At 66.1% G+C, this 26030-nt stretch carries 26 protein-coding genes; 8 read left to right on the plus strand and 18 right to left on the minus strand.

Going from position 1 to position 26030, the window contains the following annotated elements:
* Positions 1–7: 7 nt before the first annotated feature.
* Together ACX3PH_RS10360 and ACX3PH_RS10365 are read right to left on the minus strand one after the other, a co-directional pair.
* The gene (locus tag ACX3PH_RS10360) at positions 8–691 is read right to left on the minus strand and encodes a response regulator (protein WP_459092135.1); all 684 of its coding nucleotides are present in this window, start codon (positions 689–691) and stop codon (positions 8–10) included.
* Positions 691–2682 carry a sensor histidine kinase gene (locus tag ACX3PH_RS10365; protein ID WP_459092137.1) on the minus strand — a complete coding sequence of 664 codons (1992 nt, stop codon included), beginning with the start codon at positions 2680–2682 and terminating at the stop codon, positions 691–693. Before ACX3PH_RS10365 ends, ACX3PH_RS10360 begins: the two co-directional genes overlap by 1 nt.
* A 183-nt stretch (positions 2683–2865) precedes the next feature.
* Between ACX3PH_RS10365 and ACX3PH_RS10370 the strand changes: the two genes are divergently transcribed.
* Positions 2866–3564 carry a hypothetical protein gene (locus tag ACX3PH_RS10370; protein WP_459092139.1) on the plus strand — a complete coding sequence of 233 codons (699 nt, stop codon included), beginning with the start codon at positions 2866–2868 and terminating at the stop codon, positions 3562–3564.
* A 40-nt stretch (positions 3565–3604) separates the two neighbouring features.
* Here the strand turns inward: ACX3PH_RS10370 and ACX3PH_RS10375 are convergent, their stop codons facing one another.
* The 10 genes from ACX3PH_RS10375 to ACX3PH_RS10420 all read right to left on the minus strand — a co-directional run bounded on the left by ACX3PH_RS10375 (position 3605) and on the right by ACX3PH_RS10420 (position 14028).
* Positions 3605–4015, minus strand: a complete 411-nt coding sequence (locus ACX3PH_RS10375; RefSeq protein ID WP_459092141.1) for a nitroreductase/quinone reductase family protein — start codon at positions 4013–4015, stop codon at positions 3605–3607.
* Between the two features lie 29 nt (positions 4016–4044).
* The gene (locus ACX3PH_RS10380; protein ID WP_459092143.1) at positions 4045–4656 is read right to left on the minus strand and encodes a DNA-3-methyladenine glycosylase I; all 612 of its coding nucleotides are present in this window, start codon (positions 4654–4656) and stop codon (positions 4045–4047) included.
* Positions 4653–5282: a methylated-DNA--[protein]-cysteine S-methyltransferase gene (locus tag ACX3PH_RS10385; RefSeq protein WP_459092145.1), complete on the minus strand. Its 630-nt coding sequence runs from the start codon at positions 5280–5282 to the stop codon at positions 4653–4655. The genes ACX3PH_RS10380 and ACX3PH_RS10385 overlap by 4 nt, the downstream gene beginning before the upstream one ends.
* Positions 5279–5773 (minus strand): RNA polymerase sigma factor, encoded by a 495-nt coding sequence (locus tag ACX3PH_RS10390; protein WP_459092147.1) that lies wholly within the window; start codon positions 5771–5773, stop codon positions 5279–5281. The genes ACX3PH_RS10385 and ACX3PH_RS10390 overlap by 4 nt, the downstream gene beginning before the upstream one ends.
* A 59-nt stretch (positions 5774–5832) precedes the next feature.
* Positions 5833–6489, minus strand: coding sequence for a response regulator (locus ACX3PH_RS10395; RefSeq protein ID WP_459092149.1), 657 nt, complete (start codon positions 6487–6489; stop codon positions 5833–5835).
* The gene (locus ACX3PH_RS10400) at positions 6486–8504 is read right to left on the minus strand and encodes a sensor histidine kinase (RefSeq protein WP_459092151.1); all 2019 of its coding nucleotides are present in this window, start codon (positions 8502–8504) and stop codon (positions 6486–6488) included. Before ACX3PH_RS10400 ends, ACX3PH_RS10395 begins: the two co-directional genes overlap by 4 nt.
* Positions 8505–8574: 70 nt before the next feature.
* A complete protein-coding gene (locus ACX3PH_RS10405) occupies positions 8575–9297 on the minus strand; it encodes a hypothetical protein (RefSeq protein ID WP_459092153.1) in 723 nt (240 codons plus the stop codon).
* A 176-nt stretch (positions 9298–9473) separates the two neighbouring features.
* Positions 9474–11018 carry a deoxyguanosinetriphosphate triphosphohydrolase family protein gene (locus ACX3PH_RS10410; protein WP_459092155.1) on the minus strand — a complete coding sequence of 515 codons (1545 nt, stop codon included), beginning with the start codon at positions 11016–11018 and terminating at the stop codon, positions 9474–9476.
* Between the two features lie 63 nt (positions 11019–11081).
* Positions 11082–11357 (minus strand): DUF4242 domain-containing protein, encoded by a 276-nt coding sequence (locus ACX3PH_RS10415; RefSeq protein ID WP_459092157.1) that lies wholly within the window; start codon positions 11355–11357, stop codon positions 11082–11084.
* Between the two features lie 67 nt (positions 11358–11424).
* Positions 11425–14028 (minus strand): ATP-binding protein, encoded by a 2604-nt coding sequence (locus ACX3PH_RS10420; RefSeq protein WP_459092159.1) that lies wholly within the window; start codon positions 14026–14028, stop codon positions 11425–11427.
* Positions 14029–14179: 151 nt separating this feature from the next.
* Between ACX3PH_RS10420 and ACX3PH_RS10425 the strand changes: the two genes are divergently transcribed.
* Positions 14180–14644 carry a hypothetical protein gene (locus ACX3PH_RS10425; protein WP_459092161.1) on the plus strand — a complete coding sequence of 155 codons (465 nt, stop codon included), beginning with the start codon at positions 14180–14182 and terminating at the stop codon, positions 14642–14644.
* Between the two features lie 98 nt (positions 14645–14742).
* Here ACX3PH_RS10425 and ACX3PH_RS10430 read toward each other — a convergent pair whose 3' ends face one another.
* Together ACX3PH_RS10430 and ACX3PH_RS10435 are read right to left on the minus strand one after the other, a co-directional pair.
* Positions 14743–15399, minus strand: coding sequence for a response regulator transcription factor (locus ACX3PH_RS10430; protein WP_459092163.1), 657 nt, complete (start codon positions 15397–15399; stop codon positions 14743–14745).
* Complete coding sequence (locus ACX3PH_RS10435) at positions 15396–16847, minus strand: sensor histidine kinase (protein WP_459092165.1); 1452 nt, start codon at positions 16845–16847, stop codon at positions 15396–15398. Before ACX3PH_RS10435 ends, ACX3PH_RS10430 begins: the two co-directional genes overlap by 4 nt.
* 164 nt (positions 16848–17011) lie before the next feature.
* Between ACX3PH_RS10435 and ACX3PH_RS10440 the strand changes: the two genes are divergently transcribed.
* The 5 genes from ACX3PH_RS10440 (at position 17012) to ACX3PH_RS10460 (ending at position 21013) form a co-directional block, all read left to right on the plus strand.
* A complete protein-coding gene (locus ACX3PH_RS10440; protein ID WP_459092167.1) occupies positions 17012–17989 on the plus strand; it encodes an NAD(P)H-quinone oxidoreductase in 978 nt (325 codons plus the stop codon).
* Between the two features lie 165 nt (positions 17990–18154).
* Positions 18155–18826: a MerR family transcriptional regulator gene (locus tag ACX3PH_RS10445; protein WP_459092169.1), complete on the plus strand. Its 672-nt coding sequence runs from the start codon at positions 18155–18157 to the stop codon at positions 18824–18826.
* Entirely contained in the window at positions 18823–19734 is a 912-nt protein-coding gene (locus tag ACX3PH_RS10450; RefSeq protein WP_459092171.1) for an NAD-dependent epimerase/dehydratase family protein, read from the plus strand. The genes ACX3PH_RS10445 and ACX3PH_RS10450 overlap by 4 nt, the downstream gene beginning before the upstream one ends.
* Before the next feature lie 9 nt (positions 19735–19743).
* Positions 19744–20763: a non-homologous end-joining DNA ligase gene (ligD, locus tag ACX3PH_RS10455; RefSeq protein WP_459092173.1), complete on the plus strand. Its 1020-nt coding sequence runs from the start codon at positions 19744–19746 to the stop codon at positions 20761–20763.
* 70 nt (positions 20764–20833) lie between these two features.
* Positions 20834–21013: a hypothetical protein gene (locus ACX3PH_RS10460; protein WP_459092175.1), complete on the plus strand. Its 180-nt coding sequence runs from the start codon at positions 20834–20836 to the stop codon at positions 21011–21013.
* Between the two features lie 7 nt (positions 21014–21020).
* Here ACX3PH_RS10460 and ACX3PH_RS10465 read toward each other — a convergent pair whose 3' ends face one another.
* On the minus strand, positions 21021–22073 hold the full coding sequence (locus ACX3PH_RS10465) for an ATP-dependent DNA ligase (RefSeq protein WP_459092177.1): 1053 nt from the start codon (positions 22071–22073) through the stop codon (positions 21021–21023).
* A 133-nt stretch (positions 22074–22206) separates the two neighbouring features.
* On the opposite strand from ACX3PH_RS10465, the gene ACX3PH_RS10470 reads away from it, so the two are divergent.
* On the plus strand, positions 22207–22509 hold the full coding sequence (locus ACX3PH_RS10470) for a thiamine-binding protein (protein ID WP_459092179.1): 303 nt from the start codon (positions 22207–22209) through the stop codon (positions 22507–22509).
* Between the two features lie 198 nt (positions 22510–22707).
* Here ACX3PH_RS10470 and ACX3PH_RS10475 read toward each other — a convergent pair whose 3' ends face one another.
* The 3 genes from ACX3PH_RS10475 to ACX3PH_RS10485 all read right to left on the minus strand — a co-directional run bounded on the left by ACX3PH_RS10475 (position 22708) and on the right by ACX3PH_RS10485 (position 25959).
* Positions 22708–24237 (minus strand): MDR family MFS transporter, encoded by a 1530-nt coding sequence (locus tag ACX3PH_RS10475; protein ID WP_459092181.1) that lies wholly within the window; start codon positions 24235–24237, stop codon positions 22708–22710.
* Positions 24238–24338: 101 nt separating this feature from the next.
* Positions 24339–25415: an FUSC family protein gene (locus ACX3PH_RS10480; RefSeq protein ID WP_459092183.1), complete on the minus strand. Its 1077-nt coding sequence runs from the start codon at positions 25413–25415 to the stop codon at positions 24339–24341.
* 52 nt (positions 25416–25467) lie between these two features.
* On the minus strand, positions 25468–25959 hold the full coding sequence (locus tag ACX3PH_RS10485; protein WP_459092185.1) for a pyridoxamine 5'-phosphate oxidase family protein: 492 nt from the start codon (positions 25957–25959) through the stop codon (positions 25468–25470).
* Positions 25960–26030 lie beyond the last annotated feature (71 nt).

Raw genomic sequence — 26030 nt, forward strand, 5'->3', positions numbered from 1 at the left:
CCAGGCTTTACGCCCGGGGCCTGGCAACCCCGACTTCATAAGCAAGGATCACGGCCTGGATCCGGTCCCGCAGGTTCAGCTTGGTGAGTATTCGTGTGACGTGGGTCTTGACGGTGGTCTCGCCGAGGAAGAGGTCTCGTGCGATTTCCTGGTTGGAGAGGCCCCGGGACAGGAGCGTGAAGATCTGACGCTCCCGAACGGTGAGGCTATCGAGAATCACCGACGTTGGGTGTTCTCCCGGCGACGGCTGGCTGATGAATGCTTCGATCAGTTGGCGCGTGATCGTCGGCGCGAGCAATGCCTCGCCACGCGCCACTGAACGAACCCCAGCGGCAAGGTGCTCCGCTGGAGTGTCTTTGAGCAGGAAGCCGCTCGCACCGAGGCGCAAGGCTTCGTAAACGTACTCGCGGTGATCAAAGGTTGTGAGCATGAGGACGCGAACCGTTTCCTGTTGCGCAACTCCCAGGATCTGCTTGGCCGCCTCAAGACCGTCAAGAACTGGCATCTGGATGTCCAGTAGGGCGACGCGCGGCTTCAATCTGGCGACCAATTCGACGGCCTCGGCGCCGTCTTCCGCTTCACCTACCACCTCGATGTCGGGTTCCGCCTCGAGGATGAGGCGAAGTCCGGTGCGAACCAGCGCCTGATCGTCCGCGATCACCACACGCACGATTCCCTTCGGATCAGGCATCATGCTGGTTGCTCTTGCGCCATCACACTTGTGGGTAGCGTCGCCCGCACGACGAATCCACCGCCGGCCAGTGGATGAGCACTCAATTGTCCGCCGTGAAGGCGTGCGCGTTCCTGCATTCCGGCGATGCCGTTGCCGTTACCATCGGGCCGGTCGGATCGCGGCATTCTGGAACCTGCGTCGCTGACCACCACGACGAGGTGCTCCGCTCGACGCTCGATGAGCACCAGAACGTGGGTCGGGCCGGAGTGCCGGAGGACGTTGGTGAGGGCCTCCTGCACGATTCGGTACACGGTCGACTGCAGGTCGTTGCCAAGCGCGGTTGTGTCGGCACCGATTCGCAGTTCGACTTCGCACCCCGCCGTTCGGATTCGCTCCGCGAGAGACGGCACCTGATCGAGCCCAGGGACGCCCGCAATTCCCGGGGTGCCCGGATCGACCGACATCAGACGGTCCAGTTCGGCGGAGGCCGAGGCGCCTGTGCTCATGACGATGTCGAGAGCTTCCGGCCAACCGGCCCTGCCTGCTTCCAGGGTGCGTCTGGCCGCACCGCACTGCACCACCATGACCATCAGAGTGTGCGCGACGACGTCGTGCAGCTCTCGTGCGATGAGGAGCCGCTCGCTCATAGCGGCCGTGGCCGCTCGCAGATCCCGGAGACGCTTGACCTCTTCTGCTCGATCGACTGCTGCGGCAGTCAGGCGCCCCTGCTTGGCAACCATCTTTCCGGCGAACCAGGCAGCCGCGACCAGGGCGGCCGGAAACGCATAATCGCCCCACTGCTCAATTCCCGACAGAACGTTCACCGCGATGACGCCGCACAGCCCGATCGTCACACCCATCACACTTCGTAGCCCCGCCGAGAACGCACCAACTGAGTACGCCAGCAGGACGGCGATGAGCGAGAGGGAAAAGAAAGGCACAGGGAGGAAAGCTGCGAGTCCGCCGGCGATGACCCAGCAGGCAACCGAGGCTCCGAGTGGGTAGGCCCGCCGCATCAGGAGTGGTGCGGCGATCAACGCACCGGTCAGCGATGCAATAGCCACCGGTTCCGATCGCCCGCCAGCGAGAAACCCTGATTCAGCGGCGGCTATTGCGACGAGGATCATCGCGCCTGCAGTGGAAACCCAGCGCGCGGCCGGAGCGATCCCGTGCCGCTCCGGCCGCGAGGTCGCAGCGGATGTCGGCGTCCGGTCGATCTCTGGAGCCCCCGAGGACCCAGATGAATCAGCAGGAGGAAGTGTGGCACCGTCATCTCCTTCCCGCATGATGCCGACAAGTCGGCGCAAGTCGGTCAACGCTCTGCGGCCGCGATGCTCCACGGCGGCGATCAACTCGGCTGCGCCGATCGGGTCGCTGGAGGCGAGGTGCTTCGCCTCCTCCGCCTGGACAGTCATCAGGAGCACCTCGTGGTTCACCACCATCTGGACCTGGGCCGCAAGCTGTGAGCGTACGGTTGTCGCCTCGGCCGCCGCCACGACCTCGGCCGATGCGGCCAGCAAGGCGGATTGCTCCTCCAGAACAGATGTGATTCTGATCCGAGCCTGAATGGCAGCCCCTAGCAACGCAGGTACGAGCGTGAGGATCAGCGCCAGCATGCCTGATACCAGACTTGCATCGTGCAGGGCGATCGTGACCCCAGTCGTCAGAACGCACAGGCCGATGACGCCGGGCCTGCGGTCGCCCCCGTGGCGGCCCACCGAATACATTGCGATGACGATGCACACGTACCCAGTGAAGGTCTGGTCGAAAACCCGAATGCTCGCGAACGCCAGCTGGGCGACGAGCGCAAGGACCAAAACGCTCGAAACGATATAGGGGTGGGCGCGCCGCCAAATGATTGGAGCGGCCATCGAAAGAGCCACCACGGCGAATTGCGACTGGGAACCACCGAGCACCACGAAGGTCTCGGCGACTCCGACCGCGCCGAGGGCCACACCGAGCACGACATCGGGTCCGGTGGTCTCGAGAGGTGCTCTCCGTGATCGCACGAGTTCACCATATTCGATGGTGGGACAACCGACACCCTGCTCGAGGATGACCCCATTCGTCATCCTTGCGGATGACGTGGGCGTCGTCCTGTCCGTCACCAATTCCGACGACGCGAAGGACGACAGGCAGCGGGACGTGGCGAGATTCTGGAGTCACGTTCAACCATCCACAGGAGGTTCACCATGTCAGGTTCACGATCAGTCACCCGTACCGTCTACACCGCTTCGCTGCTGGCAGCCCCGTTGTTGCTGGCAGCAGCAATGTTGCGTGACATTACCCCGGACGCGGAAGGCACTCAGGAACTGCTTTCGCTCATCTCAGGGCAACCGGACGCGTGGGCGCTCGGACAGACCCTTTTCCTGCTCTCCGCGGTTGCCTGGCTGCCTGCGGGGCTCGCCCTGATGCGCTTGTTCGGTGACCGCACGCTCTTCGGTCGCTGGGCTGGCCTTCTCGTAATGCTCGGTGGGCTGGCCATTCTGCCGATCGATGCTGCGGGCCTCTACCTCGCTCCGCTCGCCGGCAGCAACATCCCGGAGGAGCAGCAGGTAGCGCTCGTCGAGAGCGTCGAAGGCTCGACTACCCTCATAGTCTTCGAGACTGTCCACGTCGTTGCACTGTTCGTGGGACTTCTGGTGGTCGCGGTCGCCATGCTGCGTTCACGCATCGTGCCGATGGTCGCGCCGATCGCCATCATGGTCGCCATTGTCGGGTTGTTGGTCAACCTGCATCCGGTGATGGAATTCGCCTCCACCGTTCTGCTCGTTGTGGGGCTAGGGCTGGCAGCGCTGCGCGTTGCCCGTCTCACGGACGACGAATGGCTGGGCGGCGCCATCCATCGCGGCAGGAAAGGCGCGCTCGAAGCCTCGAAAGCATCCGTCTGATCATCCTCTGGGATGGGGTCCGCCGGTAGCCGGGCCCCAGTCAGCCCATCGGCTCGCAGATGACCACCGGGATGTCCCGGTCGGTCCTGCGCTGGTAGCCCGCGTAGCCGGGATTGACCTTCACGATGGTGGGCCACAGGTCCGCCTTCTCGGCGGCAGTGGCGGTGCGGGCACGCATCCGGAGGGTCTCGTCCCGAATGGTCAGCTCGACCTCGGGATGGGCAACCAGGTTGAGATACCACTGCGGATGCCGGTCGTCGCCTCCCTTGGACGCGACCAGCACGATACGGTCGCGATCACTGATCGGCGCACTCAGCATGGTCGACCGCCGCCGGCCGCTCGTGCGTCCGATGGTGTGCAACTCGACGGCGGTCATCTGCCCGAGCTTCCAGCCGACTCGGCCGCCGCTGAGCTTCAGCACCGCGCGGTGGAGCAGGTTCATCGCCTTCATCAGCGCGTCTGACCGCCGATTGCCTGCGCTCACGGGTGCGGCCAGACGCCAGAGGTGCCGCGACGGTGGCTGGTGAGCAGGTGGGTGTCCACCATGCCGATCGCCTCCATCAGGGCGAACATCGTGGTGGGTCCAACGAATGCGAAGCCCTTCTTGCGGAGCGCTTTGGACAGGGCAATGGATTCCGGTGATGTCGTCGGGACCTCCGCATACGAACGAGGGCGCGGTGTATCGACGGGTTTGAACGACCAGACGAAGTCGGCCAGCCCGCCATCGCTCCGCAGGGCGATCGTCGCCTTCGCGTTGGTGATTGCCGCGGTGATCTTCATCCGGTTGCGCACGATGCCGGTGTCTTCCATCAGGCGTTCGACATCCGCCGCAGTGAACGCGGCGACAGTTTCCGGATGGAAATCATGAAATGCCGCGCGGAAGCCTTCTCGCTTGCGCAGGATGATCGCCCAGGACAGCCCCGCCTGGAAGGCCTCCAGGCTGATGCGCTCATACAGTCCGTGCTCGTCCGTGATCGGCATTCCCCACTCGGTGTCGTAGTAGCGCTGCAACATCGGGTCGGTGGCCGCCCAGGCCGGGCGGGCCAGGCCGTCCTCTCCCACAACCACGTCTGCGCGAATCGGATCGCTCACGCGGCGTGCTCCAGGCTGAGGAGCGCGCTCTTGGCCTCGAGGCCGCCGATGTAGCCGCCGAGCGTTCCGTCAGTACGGAGCACCCGGTGGCAGGGCACCACCACCGGCAGCGGGTTGGTGGCGCAGGCGCTGCCCACCGCCCGCACGGCCTTCGGGTTGCCGACGAATTCGGCGACTTCGCGGTACGACTGGGTGTGCCCGTAGCCGATGTGCGGGAGGTATTGCTGCACCAGTTGGCGGAACCCGCTGGACAGCCGGTAGTCGAGCGCCAGGTCGAAGTCGGTGCGACGCCCGGCAAAATACTCGTCGAGTTGCCGCGCGGCGGCATCCAGCCGGCCGGCGGACTTCAGGATGCGGGGGCTCACCCGACCGGCCAGCGACTCCAGCACGAGGTCGTGGTCTTCGCGCTCGAAGGCCACGCGCACCAGGCCGGCTGGGGTTGCCGCAAGCAGCAGGCTGCCGACAGGGGAGTCGACGGTGGTGTACGCGACATCGAGCAGGTCGCGCTCATTCGCCAGCCCCTCCAGGCGCTGGTGCAGGCCCTCCAGTTCGGCTGCCGTGGGCGTGGCCAGGTCGTAGAGCCGGGTCACAACAGCATCGTCGCGGTCGTCAAGGGTGGTGTTCATCTCAGTGATCCTCTCAATTCCTGGTTCGCATAGGCGGTGCGCAGGGCCTGGATGCCGTCCGATGCTGCCCGGCGCGCGGCATCCGCCGTACCGCCCAGAATTTCCGCAACCTCCGCATAGGGCAGGCCGGTGAGGTGGTGGTAGGCGACGGCTTGTCGCTGTTTGTCCGGGAGCCTGGCGAGGGCCGCCCACAGGTCGTGGTCGGTCGCTTCTGGCACTCCGATGGTCGACACGCGGTCCGGCACCTCGCCGACCGGGATCGCCTGGCGGCTCCTCCGGCGGATGACATCGAGCGCCTTGCGATGCGCGATGGTGACCAGCCAGGCTTCGACGTTGGCGTCATCCGCCAGCTTCGGCCACGCCTCGAGTGCCGCAAGGAAGGTTTCCGACCAGGCGTCGTCGGCGTCGGTGTGCGGCCCGAGAACCGCCCGGCAGACCCGCAGCACGGTTGCCCCGTGCGCGGAAACCGCCTGCTCGAATGGTTGTTTCATCATCATCACCGGGAAGACGCGCCAGCCCCACCGTTTGTGAGGTCGATCCCACAATACGGTCAGTCGACTGCGGGCCGCGCGCCGTCACGAATCCGGATGATCGCCTCACGGCGGTTCGACAGCTGAAGTTTCAGGAGGATGCTGCTCACGTGGTTCCGCACCGTGATGCGCGAAATGAACAGCCGGTCGGCGATCTCCTGATTGCTGAGGCCGTCGCCGACGAGTCTCAGCACCTCCCGCTCCCGATCGGTGAGCTCAGGGAAGGTGTCGGCTGAGTTCGCAGTCCGGGCAGCGAGGTGATCGAGCATCCGGGAGGCCACGCCCGCGCCGAACACCGCATGACCGGCCGCCACGGCCCGCACCACCGCCAGTAATTGCTCCGGCGACGAGCCCTTGACGACGTAACCGCTCGCGCCGGCCTTGAGTGCGGCGAACACGCTTTCATCGTCATCCGACATGGTCAACATGACAATTCGTGACCTCACTCCGTTGGCAGTGAGTGCCTCGGCGGCTGCGACACCATCCAGCACCGGCATGTTGATGTCCATGAGCACAACGTCCGGTGTCAGGGCTGTTGCCAATTCGATAGCGGATGCGCCGTCACCGGCTTCACCCACCACCGTGATGCCACTCTCCTGCGAGAGGGTGAAGCGCAGGCCGTCACGAAAGAGCCGGTGATCGTCTGCGAGCAGTACGGTGAGTTCCCGTTCGGTCATGGGAGCGGCATTCTGGCTGGTGCCTGGTGCAAGGGAAGTGTCGCGGTCACTGTCGTACCGTGTTCGCCGGAAATGGCAACCAGTGTGCCGCCGAGCTCCTCGGCTCGCTCGCCCATTCCGATCATGCCCACTCCCGTTGGGGTTGTGCCGTCCCCGAAGCCGGCGCCCGCGTCCGTCACCTCCAGCACCAGGGAATCCGCCGCTACCGTCGCGGCAACCTGTGCCGATCGGGCGCCGGAATGCCGGGCGACATTGGTGAGCGCCTCGACAGCGATCCGATAGGCGGCCACCTCGACGGCTGCGGACAGCTCCGGCAATTCGGCCACGGTCATCCGTACGTCGAGTCCCAGGCTCTCTGCGGCTCTGCGTACTGCTTCGGCCAGCCCTCGCTCGTCCAACACCGTGGGACGCAGGCCCCTCGCCAGTGACCGCACACTGTTCAACGCTTCCTGCGCTGCCAGTTCGAGTTGTCCCAAGCGTTGTTCGGCCGTCTGCGGGTCGGTGAGAACAATCCGGCGCAGGGTTCCCAATTGCATCGAAATACTGGCCATCGTCGGACCCAGCTCGTCGTGCAGGTCGCGCGACAGGGCACGGCGCTCCTCCTCGCTACCGGCGACAAGACGCTGTCGGCTGGCCGTGACGGCCTCCGCCAGGATCATGGTCTGCACCGCCATGCCGCCGAACTCGCCGAGCACAGCCAGCAGCGCAGAGTCCCGTTGTCCCAGGGCGCGACCGGGACCGGCAGCTGCCGTGATGGTGCCAAGCTGAAGTCCCTGGGATACCAGCGGCGCCTGGGCCACAGTCGCTTCCAGCGGCCGGATGCCGGTGCTCGCCTCGGTCCCATTCACCTCCACCTGCACCCAGGGAACCCTGAGCGAGGCGGCAATCGACGCGGCGAGCTCGTCGAGGAGTTCGCCGAGTGTTACGGCGCCGTGCGTTCTGGCGGCGAGCCGGCGTAGAGCCTCGTACGGTTTTCGACGGTCACCGTAGAGCAGCCGATCCACCAGCAGCTGAAGCCACCCTCGCAGGGGAAGGGCCGCCACCGCGACCAGCGCCGCGATGAACCCCACTCCGAATGGCGGCAGCGTCTGGCTGGACAACGCGGCCACGGCTACCGCGAGAGTGTATGCGCCTGCGATCACGGTGGTGAGCACGGTGAAGAGCACCGCGTGGTGGACAACGACGTCGACACCAGCCAGGCGCCGCCTGAGCACCGCCGTCGTGACCACGGCGGCCAGAAAGACGCCAGCCGCGATGTCGAGAACCTCGGCGGCTCCCGGCCAGAGGCCACGGCCGACGACCAGCATCAGCACGAAAACCGTGGCAGCCAGCAGGATGGTGGCGATGCGGGTGCGTTCGGAGCCCTTGGCCCTCCACAGGCGAACGGCGAAGACGATCGGGGCCAACAGCAACGGCACTTGGAGGACAAAGGGCTCGACCGCGGCGAGTACGTGCTCCACGGGCTCCGGAAGAATACCCACCGGGTTCACGAATTGGCGAGCGGTCGGGGGAAGGTCGGAATCCCGTGCTCCGGCCGGGCCGCTGACCAGCGCCCAGGCGACGACCGTAGCCACCTGCAACGCGCTCACCAGGACAACGACCGGCTTCCAGCGGGCGGATGGCAACCGGCCATCGGGCAGCAGGATGACCGCCAGAAACGTGAGCGGCACGAGCACGGCAGAGAACCGGTCCGCGAACCAGGCTGCCCACGCCACGCCATCGCCCACTCCCGATTCGATGGCGAACGCGACCCAGGCGTTCGAGGCCCCCGCAGCAGCGAAAATCACGGCTGACGCGAGGATGAGCCATCCGACAGCGATCTGGGGCCGACCAGCAGAGATCAGGACGCCAGGAACCGCCCACACGACCCCGATGATCAGCAGCTTCCACGGCACCTCGGCGGTTGCACCAGACGCGAGAACTGCTGTCAGACCCGACACGGTGAGGATGATCGCACCGACGCTCCAGGCCAACAGTGGCCCGGCACTCTGCAGCCTCGCCACAACGCGTCGCATGGTTACAGTATGGCCATCCACCCGCCGGCCGGAAAGGTCGACGGGTGGTGACTGTTGCCTGCGGATGCGCTCACGTCCGGCGTACGGAGGATTCGCCGCGCCACACCGCTCCAGGCATCCTGATGAGGTCGATACCGAGCCAAACCCAGGCGACGACCAGCAGGATGTGTGGCTCCAGCATTCCGGCAGGCGGAAGCAGGAAGTCCCAGATCAGGAACGCGACCATCAGGATGAGCGGGATTCGTGAGAAGGCGCGACTCTTCCAGCAGGCAATGCTGAGCAGGACGAGTCCGAGGAACGATCCGACCAGGTGCGGCAGCAGTGAGATCAGCAGGCCGGGTGCGTCGGCGGCGAGGCCATCGTTCAAGCCCACGGCAGCATCCGTGCCGATCGATCGCGCCGCTGTCGAGACTGTCAGGTACCCGAAGCTCAGGATGTTCTGGAACCCCCACATGCCCCAGACGAAGAGCGGAGCGGCGATTGCCGTGAGTATCGGTGCACGCCAGCGGGTCACCTGGGCGATCGCCAGCAGGCCGATCGGGGCGAACAGCATGCTCACCACGTAGGCGATCTGCTCAATTTGGGCCAGCTCCGGGTTCGCTGCGCCCCACAGGAGATAGTCGCTGTACTCCAGGTCGCCGGCGAAGAGTTGGGACAGGTAAGCCGGCAGGCCGTTGAGCAGTCCGGCCAACGCCAGGCTCACTCCGGCGGTGATTCTCACGAGGCGGGACAACGGGGCTGGCGCTGTGGCCTGGGCGGACGAGTCAGGGGATGCGGTGTCGACGGTGACCATTTCGGAAGGTCCTTTCGAAGGGTTGTTTGTCCTTCGAGGGTGCTTCATGCGCCGGGTGTGACACATGGTGCATCTGACCCATGGTCGACGCGGTTCTCGCCACTGAGATCCGGAACTTGGCGCTTCCACCGCCCTGGCAGCACCAAATTCCGGATCTGAGCCGCTCAGGCGACTGCTTACAGGCTCCGGCCGTCGTTCCAGTGGCGGTCGGAGGTCCCACCCAGCAGGGCTGCCGCCGACACGGCCTGGGCGTCCGTGAACGATGCCACGTAGTCGATGACCGCACGGGCCCTGCCCAGGCGGATGATGTCGGCGTCGCGCCAGTCGACTGCGAGTGGAGTGCCGGATGCCCGCAGTTCGACATACGACTGAGTGGTCGACTCGACGGAGTCGATGAGCCTGCGCGGTGCCCGCAGGGCATCATCCGCATCGTTGAGCCAGTCGTGGAAGCCCTCGACAAGGGATTCGAGTACCCGCGCCTGGCCTCGCTGGTAGATGGTCAGGTCCGGGCGGTCGAGAACGAAGCGGTTGTGCACGAACTTCAGCACGACGACGTCGTGCCAGGCATCCTGGGTCAGGCGCACGTGGCCGCTGCGAACATTCGGCGTCCCGTCCACCGCAATGGAGGCCTTCAGCCGGTCGATCCAGAACCGGGTGAATGCGGCCACCCGGCGCTCGGCCGCGACACCGCCGTCGAAGGGGATGGCGAGCAGCCCCTCGACCAGGCCGTCCTGCACCCGGATGACGGCGTCACGGAACGCATCCTCGTGCGCGATCCAGCGATCCTTCTCGCTGGTGCGGCGCCAGGCCAGTTCGAGCGAGTGCCCCGGCGTGCGCAGCGAAGTCTCCAGCGTCTCCTGATCGAGGCTCGCCAGCGAGTGCTGGTGGGCGAGCCAGTTCTCCAGTTCGGCGGCGACCGTGGTGTGCTGCAGCACCCCGGCACGATAGAAGTCGTCGAGGTCGTGCACCGAATAAGCGATGTCGTCGGCGACATCCATCACCGAGCATTCCACCGTCTGCTGATACCGCTCGACGTTCGGATACCGCGCCTTCACCGCTGCCATTTCGGCGGCGTTCAACAGGTAGCTCGAGTACTTCAGCGCTCCATCGGCGCGATCGACGCCGACCCCGCGCGGGAGCACGGGCGCCGCCGCCTCGACATCGCGCCACTCGTGGCGGGTCCACGGATACTTGAGAACGGCGGCGCGGACCGCAGCGGTCAGGTTCAGTCCCTGATCCGTCGCGTCACCGTTGTCGAGCGTCGTGAGGATGCGGAACGTCTGCGCGTTCCCCTCGAACCCGTCACTCAGTCCCAGCCGGTTGCGGGCGACGCGGTCCAGGACCTGCTCGCCCAGGTGGCCGAACGGCGGGTGCCCCAGGTCGTGTGCGGCCGCCGCGGCCTGCGCAACGATGTGATCGCATCCGCCCAGCTCAGCGATCGTCTTCGCGGTCTGCTCATCGGCACCGTCGCGCAGGCTGACCGCGATGGAACGGGCGACCGCCGTGACCTTCAGGGAGTGCGTGAGCCGGTTGTGGATGACCGTGCCAGAGCCCGCCTGGGGGATGACCTGGGTGACGGCGGACAGCCGCGAGAAGTACGGCGAGAACCGGATCCGCTCCAGGTCGATGCGGAAGTCGTTTTCGACCGTGTCCGAAGTGGTCTCCGGGATCTTCCGGACCTGGGTACCGGGGGCGGCGGTCGTCTGCTCTGAATCGTCCATCACCCCCAGTTCACCACGCTCGCGCCCAATTCGGCAGGAGGCGAGCGTGGTGCCGCGTGGACGTCAGGGCTGGTAGAAGTACGGATCGAGTACCCGCACCTCGGTGATGGCGTTGACCGGAAGCGAGTTCAGCCCGGCCACTTCACGGATCGCTTCCGGGTTGGGCGCGTCGTAGATGCAGAACGTGCTGCCGTTGTCCTTGGCCACATAGGAGTGCACCCAGGTGACGTTCTCGGTGCTGTTGTTCCCGACCACGGATGCGACGACGCCGGCACCGGCGTCATCCATGGGGATGGCCAGGCCGTCGGGGAACGTCCGTTCGATGAGATAGCGGGGCATGATGACCTCCATTCGCGTGCCGGCCGAGATGCCGGCATCCAGCAGTCTGCGACCAGGGCGGCATCGGTCACATGGGTGATGGTTGCCTATCTTGGGCGGTGCCGCCGCCCACGGTGGGAAGCGCCTTCACCGCTTCCCGACGGGAGGTGACGCCGAGTTTGCGCAGGATCGAGGACACATGATGATCGACCGTGCGAGTGGAGATCACCAGCCGGTCCGCGATATCGCTATTGCTCAGCCCGTCAGCCATAAGTCCGACCACTTCCGACTCGCGTGCGGTCAGGCCGGCCGGATGCTCGGCAGTGGCCTTCCGTGCACCCCGCGGGATACTGCTGACGCCGAGCATTCGCAGCCCCTGGCGGAAGCGTGCCGCAACTGCCGTTGCGCCGAAGGTCTCAGCGATCAGCAGGCCTGCCCTCAGTGACGGCTCGGTCGCGTCGTCCCAGTGGACCAGCAGTTCGTCGAATGCGCAGTCGAGCGACTGCCAGCCGGCGATCGTCACCGCAGAATTACCACGGAGCCAGCTCGCATAGGGGCCTGCGGAGTCATCCGCCGCTTCGCTATCGACGTGCTCGCCTGCACGCAGCAGCCACGTGCCGAGTTCGCCGATCGCCCAGCCGTGCCGGTGGGTCCTGGCAAGTCGCATCGCCTCGCCGAGCTCATCCACCCCGCCAACCTCGCCGTGAAGCCACATCCTGGACTCGGCCCGCGCTGCGGCTACCGGCCAGAGCCTCTGCAGGTCGCCGCTCTGTACCGACAGGCGCCAGGCTTCGTCGAGGGCGTTCTCCGCGCCGGGGTCTCCGCGTCGAGAGCGCAGCAGACCGAGCACCGTCAATGCGACAATCCGGGTGATGGGCACCGGCATGCGGGCCATTGATCGCCCGGCCAGCTGGGCGGCCTTCGCCCACTCGCCCTGCTCCAGTGCGGTTCGGGCGCGCCAGGCCGTGGCATAGTCGCCGATCGCGTCGAGATCGCGCGGTTCGCACCACTCGATGACCTCGTCGAGCCAGCGGTTCGCGGTGTCGTAGAGCCGCACTTCGCCAGCGCCCGAACCCAGGTTGGTGAGGGCGCTGGCCACCAGTTCCGGCTCCTGGGCGAGCTCGGCGTGGCGACGGCTGGCCAGGAGGTTCGGCTCCGCCTCCGCCGGACGCAGGAACCAGAGCGAGGAGCCCACCGCGTTGTAAGCACGCGACATGCTCGCATGATCGCCGAACGGTTCAGCGAGGGCGATGGCGCGCTGGCCGGTGCGGACTGCCCCAGTCAGATCGCGTGTGAGCATCTGCAGCCGGGCCTGCTCCGCGAGGGCGTGGGCGAGCGGCTGGCCGCCGACACTTTCCAGACTGGCCACCACCTGGTCTGCCAGCTCCCTGGCTTCCGGTCCGCGACCGGCGGACCAGAGGTGCTCCGCCGCACGCACTCTCGCGTTGCTCGCCTTCAGCGGCAGCTGGGCAGCTTCCCACAACTGCGCGGCCTCGGTGACAGCGACCAGGGCGGCTTCCGGCTCGGCAAGGCTCGACTTCGCCTCGCCCAGGCGCTCCAGCGCTTCGGCCCGCATCGTGGCGGAGGAGTTGCCGACATGCTCGACCACGGCGGCGAAGTGTTCGACCGCTGCACGATTCGCCCCCAACTGGGCTGCGTGCCTTCCGGCCAGCATCCCGTAGCGGATGACCGCTGCTCCGTTTCCGGCGCCCCCTGCGTGCAACGCGAGCTGGGCTGGATCGGCCTCGGGCGCGCCTTCGAGCAATTCCAGCACGCGAGCATGCAGGCGGCGGGCGTGGGCGGGACGGATCGACTGTTCGATCGCGCGGCGTGCCAGCTCGTGCCGGAAGACGACCCGTCGGCTGGTGGCGTGCAGCAGGCCGGCGGCTACGCATTCGTCGATGCCGATCGTCGCCGACTCCGCGTCTACGATGGCCAGCTCGCATCCGCTCGGAAATACGGAGACGAACTCGAGCGCTGCGTGTGCTGCCGGGCCCAATCGGGCAGCGCGGCCGAGGACGCTGTCGACGACTGTCCCCGGGATGTTCTCGAGGCCGGCGGCCAGTGCCTCCGTCACGTAGAACGCGTTGCCGCCGGTCACCCGCAGCAATCGCTCGGCGTCGACTTCGCTTCCGGCTGCCAGCTCGGTCACCGCAGCCAGGGTGAGGGGCGGCACCGGAACCCGGCGTTGCGGCGACCCGGCGAGCCGGCCGAGGGCGCCCTGGAGCGGATGCCCGGCCGTCACCTCATCGGAGCGGAACGTCGCCAGCACGATCAGCGGTGCATCGGCCAGCCTCCTGCCCAGGTAGACGAGCAGGTCGAGGGTCGCGCCGTCCGCCCAGTGCAGGTCTTCCAGGACCAGCACCGTCGGTTGTTCGGAGACCAGCGACGAGAACCTGGTGGCCAGGAGATAGGAATCAGCACCGGTGGACAGCAGTTCCTCGAAGTCGGCGCTCAACTCCGTGGCGATCTCGCGGATGGGAGCCAACGGACTGGGGGCGGCAACCGGGTCGCACTGTCCCCAGAGGAAGCGGATGTCGCCCGAGCGTTCCTGACGGAAGGCCGACACGAGCGCGGTCTTGCCGATACCGGCTTCGCCGGTGACCAGGACGAGTCGGCCGGAGCCGGCGAGGGCCGCGGCCAGCTCCTCGTCGAGGGTGGCGAGGAGGTGTGCGCGCTCGAGCAGTCTCACGGGATGATCGTATGCCTCCGGAACGGCACATCGAGGGGTTGGCATCCGGCCAGATGAGAACTTACTCATCCGCGTCACGCAATCAGCTCATTCCCGGGCGGGAGAGTATTACCAGCGCCCCGAACGGTGCGCTGGAAAGTAGGGTTATAACGTGTTGAAGTCATCCACCAAGCTGATCACCACCGCCGCAGCGAGCATCCTCGGTGTCGCATTGGCCGGGGGAGCGGCCTACGCCGCAACCGGTTCGTTGACGGTGGCGGATGCGCCCGGCCAGGTGTTGAAGGTCAGCGGAGTCGGGCCGGCGTCGGCTCACGCCAGTGAAACCGCCATGGCGAATGCGGACGCCAACGCGAAGGGGCTTTTCGGCAGTGATGTTTCGGCTGATGCTGAGGCGACAGTCGAGGCCGACGCTGACGCGACCGTCGAGCCGACGGTAGCTCCAGTCGAGCCGCGCGTCGCCGCTGAGAACGCTTCGACGGTGAAGGGCAGCGAGACCGGCCAGTCGGTCTCCGCCTGGGCGCACGAGAAGGATGCTGTCGAAGCTGTTGACCCGGCCGCCGCCGTATCTGTGGACGTCTCAGTAGGCGTCGACGCATCCGCCAACGGTCGCGGCTAAGCTCCGGGCCACTCGGTCCCGGACCGCTGGCGCCCCGGCGCCGGCCGACGGCCGGGAATGCGCATTCGGGTTGCGCATTCCCGGCCGTTTTCTGTTCCTCATTTGAGGCGGTAGCCCATGCCGCGTACCGTCTCAATTCGGGCGGCACCGATCTTGCCGCGCAGGTAGCGAACATAGACCTCGACGACGTTCGACCCCGGGTCGAAGTCAAGGCCCCAGACCCGACTGAGCAGCTGTTCGCGACTGAGCACCTGGTCGGGGTGTCGGATGAACTCCTCGGCGAGCGCAAACTCCCGAGCCGAGAGATCGTGGGCCACACCCTCGACGGTGATCCTGCGGGTCTTCAGATCCAGCTCGAGGCTGTGCGCCGCGAGTGTGCCAACCGACTCTGAGCGGGTGTCCTTCAGCCTCAGGCGAACCCGTGCCAACAACTCGTCGAAGCGGAACGGTTTCGACATGTAATCATTGGCTCCACCTTCCAGGCCGCGGACCGTGTCGGTGGCCGAGTCCCTCGCCGTGAGCACGATGACGGCGAGTGGATTCCCTGTGCCGCGCAGGGCCGCCAGGACGCTGAAGCCGTCCAGCGTCGGAAGGCCGACATCGAGGATCATCAGATCGTATTTGCCGGACTGCGCTTCGGCGAGTGCCCTTGCCCCATCGACGGCGACCGCGACAGTGAAACCGGCAGCCTTCAGGCCCTTCTCGATGAAAGCCGAAATCCTGGTTTCGTCCTCTGCGATGAGAATCGTGCTCATTCCGCTGCGCTCACTGCTTCTGGCATCCCTGTCGTTGCGTCGTCCACGGCAGGGTGGGAGACGAATGGGATGCGAATGACAAAGACAGCACCGCCCTCCGCGGAATGGTCGAGCCTCACTGCGCCCCCGTGCGCGTCCGCAATGGCAGACACGATTGTCAGGCCGAGTCCGGCCCCGCCCACGGCACCGTGTGCCTCCAGCCGCTGGAACCGTTCGAAAATGCGCATCCGCTCCGATTCCGGGATACCGGGACCGCTGTCCCGCACCGAGAACTCCAGCCAGGCATCCGTCCTGGCCTGAACAACTTCGCTGGCCAGGGTGATGGGCTGTCCTGGGCTCGAATATTTGACTGCGTTCTCCGCGAGTTGGAGCCACGCCTGGGTCAGGCGTCGGGGATCGAACACGGCCAGACCGTCGGCGGACACCAGATTCCAGGCGCGTTCGGGAGCGAGGACAGACGCCTTCGCTCCGACGCTGGCAGTTAAAGTCGCGAGATCGACCTCCTCCGGCTCGATGAACTGCGGGTTTCCGGTCTCCGCCAGGAGCGCGATATCCGAAACCAAGGTGCTCATCCGGTCGAGCTCGTCAATGGTCAGGAGCCTGGTGGCCTCGACGTCTGCCGCATTCTGCGAATCGAGGAGCTCCAGATGGCCGCGAATGATGGTGATCGGCGTCTTCAGTTCGTGCCTGACGTCATCAAGCAGGCGCCGCTGGCTCTGCGACGAGTCCTGCAGCCGATCGAACATCCCGTTAATCGCCTCAGCCAGTTCGGACACGTCATCGCGCCCTGAACTGGGTACTCGCTCCGTCAGGTCAGCCGCCGTGCTGCTGCCCGCAGCCGCCTCGCGAAGGAGCCTGATCGGTCGGAGCAGTCTGCCGGCTACGATCCAGGCGACCGCGCCCACCAGGATCAGCGCGAGGATCGCCACCACGATGTAGGTGCGAAAGGACAGCGCCACTGCCCCGAGCTCGGCATCCAGGTTGTAGGCGGCGACATACAGCCCGGTGTCAGGATCGCCTGCGACGCGTACCGGCACGATCGCATAGCGAAGCGTTCCCGCATCCGCTTTCGCTGTCCCCATGACGACGTTGCTGGGATGCGCCTCGTCCACGACCCGCTCCACCAGGGCAGCATCGTGCTCGATGCGGAATGACAGGTTGGTCGCCGGAACGAGCGCCGGCGTCCCGTTGATGAAGCCGACGACGCCCTCGTTCGTTGCCGGGACCAACTGCTGGATCGCCAGCTTGAGCAAATCCTCCACCGTGGCCGGAGCAGTCTCGGCGGTCTGCCCCTCGGCAATCGCCTTGAGCTCTGAGACGGAGTGCAACAGACGCTCATCGACGGCCCCGCGCACGCGTTCCCCTTGTACCAGGTAGGAGGCGACGCCGGCGGCCAGCAATCCCAAGGCCGTCGTGGCGAGAATCGACAGCAGGATTCGCGTACGCACCGACAATGAGCGGCGAGGGCGACGCTCAGAATGCTCTCGTCGCTTTCGCACGCGCAAAGAGGCCATCTTCCCAGTATCGCCTGCGGGCCCGGGCCAGGCGAATGCAGGCGATGAGAGAGTTCTCATCCGGTGGTCGAGACCGGAACCTCCTACAGTGGGATGGCATGAAGGCCATTACGATTCCCCGGTTCGGGCCGGCGGAGGTTCTCGAGCTCACGGAGGTCCAGGCGCCAGTGCTGGGGTCCGGCGACATCCGCTTCACCGTTGTGGGTGCCGGCATCAATGGGGCAGACATTGGCCAGCGGGAAGGCAGCTACCCGCCACCGGAGGGTGCGCCGGCCTGGCCGGGCCTGGAGGCATCCGGTGTCGTGACGGAAGTCGGATCAAAGGTGACCGGCATCACCGTCGGCGACGAGGTGTGCGCACTGCTGCTCGGCGGCGGATACGCGGAGGACGTCGTCGTCGACGCTGGGTTGGTGCTCCCCGTGCCGGCTGGCGTGTCTGTGCTCGACGCCGCAGCGCTGCCCGAGGCCGCCGCAACCGTCTGGTCGAACGTCTTCATGATGGGCGCGCTGAAGCCGGGGGAGACCCTGCTCGTGCACGGCGGATCCAGCGGCATCGGCACCATGGCGATCCAGTTGGCCGTCGCGCTCGGCTCCCGGGTGATCGCCACGGCTGGGACAGCAGAGAAGGTCGCATTCGTCGACAATCTGGGGGCCATCGGCGTGAACTACCGGACGCAGGACTTCGTCGACATCGTGATGGAGAGCACGGACGGTCACGGCGCGGATGTCATCCTGGACATGGTCGGCGGCGACTACCTGTCCCGCAACCTGGACTGCCTGGCGGTGAACGGCCGCATCACCTGCATCGCCAATCGCAGCGGTGAGCGGAGCACTTTCTCCGTCGGTGCCCTGATGAGGAAGCGCGGGCATATTTTCGCGGCCACGATCCGCGCCCGCCCCCTCGCTGAGCGGCAGGAGATCGTCGCCGGGGTGCAGGAGCACGTCTGGCCGCTGGTGGAGGCCGGAACGGTGAAGCCGATCATCGACTCCGTGTTCGAACTGGCGGATGCCACGGCAGCGCACCAGCGGATGGAGTCATCCGCTCACATCGGGAAGATCCTGCTGCAGGTCGGCTGACGCGCATCCATGGCTCAGCGCGCCAGGTCAGACCAGAGGACGCCACTGAGGCTGCTCCGCCGGTGAGCATGGCGATGCTCACACTCTCGTCGCTGTCATGCCAATTGTCTTCGATGAGCGTGATCTTGGTGGCACTCCTGCTATCGATAGTATTACTATCAGCAGGTGAAGATCTCCGAACTCTGCGAATCGGCCGGGATAACCCAGTCCACGTTGAAGTACTACGTCAGGGAAGGGCTCGTGCCAGAGGGCCGGCGCACCAGCAGCAACCAGACCGAGTACAAGGACACGCACCTGCAGCGCGCGAAACTGGCCAGGGCGCTCATCGATGTTGGTGCGCTGAGCATCGCCGACGCTCGCCAGGTGCTCGGCGTGCTCGACACGCACCAGGGGTCGCTCGCTCATGTGTTCGATGCAGCCCAGCACGCCATGGGTGCCGGGCGGTCGATAAGCGCGCAGCCGGCATCCGAAGAATCACGACAGTCCGTGACCGACCTGGTTGCCGGTCGTTCGTGGGCGGTGAGCGCACACAACCCAGGGAACGAACTGGTGGCACGGGCGCTCGATGGCCTGGCCACCATAGGCTTTGCGCCCTCCCCGGACTACCTGGAGGCCTATGCGGAGGCGGCGAGCATCATCGCGCGGGCCGACCTTGCGGCACTGGCCGAGCGCAGCAGCCCGGCGTTGGTTGCTGAACTCATGGTCGTCGGCACGGTCATGGGGGACGCCCTGATGGCGGGCCTTCGAAGGCTGGCTCAGGAACACGAGACGGCAGCGATCTTCCCTGCCCCCACGGCCGAGGGAACGACCACGGATGACGAAGGAGAACGCTCATGACCAGGCACGTCATACTCGGCGGCAACGGCGTTGTCGGCGCGGAAACCATCACAGCCCTGCGCGCGCAAGGGGAAGAGGTCGCATCCGTCGGCCGCGCGCCCAATCCGAACAGCGAGGTGACATCGATCCTGGCCGACCTGCGCGACCCGGATGCGACCAGGCGCGCGGTCGAAGGGGCAGAGGTGGCCTATCTCACGGTCGGGTTGCCCTACCGAACCCGAGTCTGGCGCCGGGACTGGCCGACCATCATGCGCAACGCCATCGAGGCTGCCATTCAGCACACGACTCACCTGGTGTACTTCGACAACGTTTACGCCTACGGACGCGTGGACGGCCCGATGACCGAAGAGACCCCGATCAGGCCGAGCAGCGCCAAAGGCCAGCTGCGCGCTGAGCTGCTGCGGATGCTCGATGCAGGCAGGGAGCGCGGACTCGAGTTCACCATCGGTCGTAGTGCCGACTTTTATGGGCCGGGTGCCAGCACCAGTTCGTTCAACACGATGGCGCTCGACCGGGTCGCTGCGGGGCAGGAACCGACCTGGCTCATCGACAGCGATCAACCGCACTCCATGACCTACACGCGTGACATCGGACCGGCACTTGCCAAGCTGGGCACGGATGAGCGGGCCCGCGGCCGGGTGTGGCACCTGCCGACCGCCCCGGCCCGCACCGGAGAGGAGTACCTCGCCATGGCCAGCGGGCGGGCCCTGCGACACCGCGTCATGTCGCTGGCAACGATGCGCTTCGGCGCCCTCTTCGTCCCGATCGCCCGAGAGTCGCTGGAGCTGAGCTACCAGAACTCATCACTGTACGTGTTCGACTCCTCCCGCTATGAGGCGACGTTCGGCGTCTCGCCGACCCCGTACCCGGAAGCGATAACCCAGACGCTGGACTCCATTCGCGGGTAACTTATCGCTATGGCCAGCGCTGCAGAGATGCTCACCGTCGACGGACCGAACGGCACCAGGGAGGTGCGGCTCTCCAGCCCCGACCGGGTGCTGTGGCCAGACCTCGGGATCACCAAGCGCGACCTGGCCAACTACCTGATCGAGGTCGGTGAGCCTTTCGTGGCCGCCAACGGCGACAGGCCACTCTCCCTCCAGCGATTCCCTGAGGGCGTCGACGGTGAACAGTTCTTCTCCAAGAACCCGCCGAAGGGGGCGCCAGACTATGTGCGCTCGGTGATGGTGGTCTACCCCAGCGCGCGGACGCATCCGCAGCTCGTCATCGATGAACCGGCAGCCGCAGTGTGGGCGGTGCAGATGAACACGATCGTGTTCCACCCCTGGCCGTCGCGCGCAGGGAACTCCGACAACCCCGACCAGCTGCGCATCGACCTCGACCCGCAGCCGGGAACCGATTTCGATGACGCCATCCCCGCGGCCATCGAACTGAGGAAGGTCCTTGAGGAGGCCGGCCTGGACGCCTGGGTGAAGACATCCGGCAACCGCGGCCTGCACGTCTTCGCTCCTATCGAGCCGACCCACGAATTCCTCGACGTGCGCCACGCCGTCATTGCCGCCTCGAGGGAGTTGGAGCGACGGATGCCGGAGGCGGTCACCACCAATTGGTGGAAGGAGGAACGCGGGGAGCGGATCTTCGCCGACTTCAACCAGGCCAACCGGGACCGCACCATGGCCGGCGCCTACAGCCCACGGGCGCTGCCGCACGCCCCGGTGTCATGCCCGGTGAACTGGGAAGAACTGGAGAATGCGGACCCGACCGACTACACGATCCTGACCATGCCGGAGCGGCTGAGAACCGTTGGCGACCCGTGGGCGCAGTTGCACGAGAGTCCCGGAAAGATCGACACGCTGCTGGGCTGGTGGGAGCGGGACCTGGCATCCGGCCTCGGAGAACTTCCCTTCCCGCCCGACTATCCGAAGATGCCGGGGGAGCCGCCCCGCGTGCAGCCGAGCCGGGCGAAAAAGGATTGACACCTGCGAACTGAGTGACGCGCCCGGCTGGTTGCGCGGCGATGTCGGACCCTCGATTTACCCTTGTGGCATGGAGATCACGAATTGCCCGGAATGCGCCGCAGAGACCGCGAGCGGCGGGCTTGCACTGTGGGCGGACGCGGACGAGCCGATGATCGTGTTCGAATGCCAGGGCGAGGGTTGCGGCTGGGTTGGTGTCGCCGCCGAGTACTGGGCCGAACTGACGCCGGCAGTGGCCGTCGCGGCCTAGAGCTGAGTTAGACCAGCACTTCGTTCAGGTCGTACGCGACCGGGATCTCGAGTTGCTCGAAGGTGCACGATGTTGGTTCGCGGTCGGGCCGCCAACGGTCGAACTGCACGGTGTGACGGAACCGGGAGCCCTCCATCTGGTCGTAGCGAACCTCCAACACCCTCGACGGCTCGAGCTTCACGAACGACACGTCCTTACCCGACGAGAACCGGCTGCGATCGGTCGCCCCCGTCAACACAGCACCCGACTCGTCGCGCGTCACCAGTGGTTCCAGCTCATCGACCAGCTCCAGGCGCTTCTGATCGCTGAAGGCGGATGCTCCGCCGACGTTCCTGAGAACGCCTTCGCCGTCGTACAGCCCGAGCAGTAGCGATCCGACGCCCTGGCCACTCTTGTGCACCCGGTAGCCGAGAAGAACAACGTCTGCAGTGCGCCGGTGCTTCACCTTCAGCATGACGCGCTTTCCGGGGAAATACGGTGCGGCCAGAGGCTTGGCCACCACCCCGTCGAGCCCAGCGCCCTCGAACTCGACCAGCCAGCGGCGGGCAAGGTCGACATCCGTCGTCGTCTGGGAAAGGTGGATGGGCGCCGGCAGTGCCATCGCGAGCTTTTCGAGTGCCTCACGGCGCTCAGCGAACGGCCGGTCGAGGAGGCTGTCCGCCCCCAACCCGAGCAAGTCGAAGGCGACGAACGCGGCCGGGGTCTCGACAGCCAGCTTGCGGACGCGGCTCTCCGCCGGGTGGATCCGCTGGGAGAGCGCCTCCCAGTCGAGCCTTTCGTTGCCAGGCTCGCCCATGCGCACGATGATCTCGCCATCGAGAACGCAAGGGCCGGGAAGGAGGCGGGCAAAAGCATCCGTCAGTTCCGGAAAATAACGCGTCAGCATCTTGGAACCGCGGCTGCCGATCTCGGTGTTGGTGCCGTCGAAGTAGACGATCGCGCGGAAGCCGTCCCATTTCGGCTCGTAGCTGAGGCCGCCGGTCACGGACTCCGGTTCGGGAACAGCGTCCAGTGCCTTGGCAAGCATGGGAGCGATGGGGTCGGCAGCCGAGAGTTCCATGGGTCGATCATGCCCGTCTGCCGTTGAATTCGCATCGATTGATCGAAGATCACGTTGTTCTGGATGGCTGCCTCCAGGCTCGCCAGACCGAGTCGGACCGTGCTTAGACTGGTGTCAGATCTCAGGAGGAACGATGCTCGTCGCATTCTCAGTAGCCCCCAGCGGAACCGGTCGTACCGACGGTTCAATGCACGACGCGGTGGCCGCCGCGGTCAAGATCGTGCGCGAGTCCGGGCTGCCCAACCAGACCGATTCCATGTTCACCACCATTGAGGGCGAGTGGGACGAGGTGTTTGCCGTCATCAAACAGGCGACGGATGCTGTCGGCGAGTTCGGGTCGCGGGTTTCGCTGGTACTGAAGGCAGACATCCGCCCCGGACACACCGGAGAGCTCACCGGCAAGATGGAGCGGCTTAACGAGGCGCTCGGGGAGTAGCGGCTGCAGCGCCCCTCGCTCAGAGGCCAGTGGCGGTGGGCTCAGTGACGGCCGGAGTTTCGCACCATGGCGATCAACGCGAGCAGGCCGAGCACCAGGCCGACGATGAAGAAGCTGATCAATCCGATCCAGAGGTACAGTTCCATTCCCTCAGTATTCGCCTGATCCGACCGCGCGTCGAGCCCTGACCTCTGGTTTCTAGTGGACCGGGGCTGTGCTCTCCTCCAGCGCATCGGCGGGCTTCCGCACGAAGAACGACACCGCAACCGCCACCAGTGACAGGATCGCGCCGGAGAGGAAGGCGGCCTGAATGCCGCTGGCTGTCGCCGCGACATCCGGAGTCTCACCGGCGCTCAGGGCGACGGATTGTGCGGTCATCACGGTGATGAACAGTGCCGTACCTGCCGCACCGGCCAATTGCTGCACGGTGCCGATGATGGCGCTGCCGTGCGAGTACAGGTGCGGCTGGAGCGACCCGAGGGCGGACGTGAAGACGGGCGTGAACAGCCCGGCAAGACCGACGCTCAACCCGAGGTGGGCGATCAGCACGAAGATGAACGGCGTGCCCTCATCGAGAAGGGTCATTCCCCAGAACACGACGCTGACGATGATCGAGCCCGGGACAACCAGTACGGTGGGGCCGTGCTTGTCGTAGATGCGGCCGACGATCGGGCCGAGAAGCCCCATCAGCAGGCCACCCGGCAGCAGCAGCAGGCCGGTGACCAGCGGCTCGAGACCGAGAACGTTCTGCACGTAGATCGGCAGCACGATGATGGTGCCGAAGAGTGCCAGCATGCTGATCACGAGCATCGACGTCGAAATGGTGAACGTCTTCGACGTGAAGGTGCGCAGGTCGAGCAGGGCGCTGTCGGTGCGCTGCAGCTTGAGCTGTCTGATGGTGAACAGGGCGAGTGACACGCCTCCGATGACGAGTGGAATCCAGACCGGCATCACGACCTCGCCGCGGGCCGCCTCGCCCAGGCTGCTCAGCCCGTAGATCAACCCCCCGAAGGCGAACGCCGACAGCACGACGGAGAGCCTGTCGATCGGGATACGCCGCGGCTCGGTCACGTTCTGGATGCGTGTCGCTCCGAGGATGAGGGCACCAATCGCGATCGGGAGCACCAGCCAGAACATCCAGCGCCAGTCCAGCACGCTGAGGATGAGGCCGGAAATGGTCGGGCCGATCGCCGGGGCGACCGACATGACGATCGAGATGTTCCCCATCGTCTTGCCGCGCGACGCCGGGGGAACCAGCGTCATCACCGTTGTCATCAGCAGCGGCATCATGATGGCGGTACCGGTTGCCTGCACGACGCGCCCGGCGACCAGCACCTCGAAGCCGGGAGCGAGCGCCGAGATGAGCGTTCCCAGGCTGAAGAACGTCATTGCCGCCAGGAAGATGCTGCGGGTGTGGAAACGTTGCAGCAGGAATCCGGTGATGGGGATGACGACCGCCATGGTGAGCATGAACGCCGTGGTCAGCCACTGGGCGGAGCTCGCTGCGATGCCCAGGTCGGCCATGAGCACAGGCACGGCAACACTCATGATGGTCTCGTTGAGGATGACGACGAAGGCGGAGATCAGCAGCAGGCCGATCACCAGCTTGTCCCGTGAGGCGATGCGCGCAGCCTCCGCGGCCCCTATCGAGTCGGTTTCTGGCGAGTCGGCGGCTGGCGAGTCGGCGCCTGTGGAGCCCAGGACCGGAGAGGAGGATGATTCAGGCAAGAGCGGTCCTTGTCGAGAAGAAGGGGTGAATGGGCGCACTGTGGAAACGCCTTCAGTAGTCTGCCTTATTCCACCGACACTGGAACAGCACAAGACAACGCTTACGCTGAGCGCGAAGAGATGCGCGTCTGAACCGTCGCGAGCATCCGCCTCAATGTGAACGTGGTGGTTTCGAGTACGGCGTGTGGAGCAGATGGCGGCAGTTCCCGCCTGTCCACGTTGTCGATGGCCTGCTCGGCTGCCTGCGCGGCCTCTGCTTCCCCGAGGCGCTCGTTCCAGGCTCGCACCAGCTCGGCCATCCCGGCGAGGGCGACGCTCAGTGGTTCCCGCAGTTCCTCGGGAAGCTGGACAGGCACCGGGTCCGCCCAGATTGCGGCCGTCATCGTCTCGCTGAGCTCGCGAGTGTGACGCCCGAGTGTCCCGAGGGCGGCGAGGTCGTCGTAGTCCTCCTGCAGGTCGTATCGATGCCACCAGACCCTCGGATTGATCCGCCGGCTTTCTCGAGCATCCTCAATGACTGGCTCGGCTGCCCGGAGGGAGGACTCCAGCGACTCCACCCCGTCGAGCCAGTCCTGCTGTTCGGGCGGCCACCGCTCCATGAGGGCGCCTGCCATGCTGTCGAGGTTGTCGGCGATGTCCTGTCGCAGCCCGATGATCTCGTTCGCCGACTCCCGCATCCTCAGCGGCGGGACGATGACCAGGTTGACAACGATCCCGATCGCCATCCCGACGCCCATCTGCACCACGTAACCGAGCGAGTAGTCCTCGGCCTGGGCGCCGCCGATGATGAGCACGAAGAGCGCGGCGATCGGCACATAGTCGCGTCCGGCGCCCAGCCCCCGGAGTCCGCCGAGCAGCACACCGAGACCGACGGCCAGTGGCACGCTCGCTGTGCTGGGCAACGGGCTTTGGATCACAGCCCAGGCCAATCCGATGCCGATCGCGAGCCCCAGCACCGTCTGCAGGCTCGCCCGCAGTGACCCCATCAGGGTCGGCATCATGCTGATCAGCGCACCGAGAGGGGCGTAGTAGGAGTACTCGTCGACCGTTCCCGGCAGCAGGTGGGCGATCGGCCAGGCGAGCCCGGCGGCGATCGCCGTCTTCAGTGCGAGCAGCAGCCTTGCCGGGCGGATGCTGGGCGCGAGGGTGCGACGGATGGAACCACGCATCCGCTTCATTGCGACCTCAATCTTCGAGCCGTGATGCGGCCCGTCTGATCATCGGGAGTGGTTACAGGTCGACCGCGCGGTTGTCGCCGACGTCGGGCTGCCCGCCGGTGAGAGCGGCCTTGGCCATCTTGAAGACCGCGACCACGCCGGGCGTGTCTCGTGCCCAGAACTCGGCCGATACCGGACGCACCCGGATCAGGGCGACGGTCGGGTCGTCCTTCCCTTCCGGAAACCAGGCTTCAACGGCCGGTGACCAGTACTCGTCGACCTTCTCCCGGTCGTGCACGATCTCCGCATTACCGGCGATCGACAGGTAGCCCTTTCCCGATTCGAATGCGGCGTTCACCTGGGGGTTCACCAGGATGTCGGTGACCTTCTCGCTCGGGTCCTGGGTGAAGAACCACAGTTCGCCGGAGAACTCGGCCTCCTGGGTGGCCAGCGGCCGGCTGTGCAGGTCGCCGTGCTCTGAGCGTGTGGTCACCAGGGCGATCTTCGACGCCTTGATGAGCTCGGCAATCGTCTTCAGTTCCTCATCGGATGCAAGATGGGTCATCTGGGCCTCCCGTCGGCGCGACTCTCGCGTCGTGGCGCACGATAACCGCGCACACTGAAAACCGGCTCCGA

It is taken from the genome of Homoserinimonas sp. A520, from assembly GCF_054489245.1.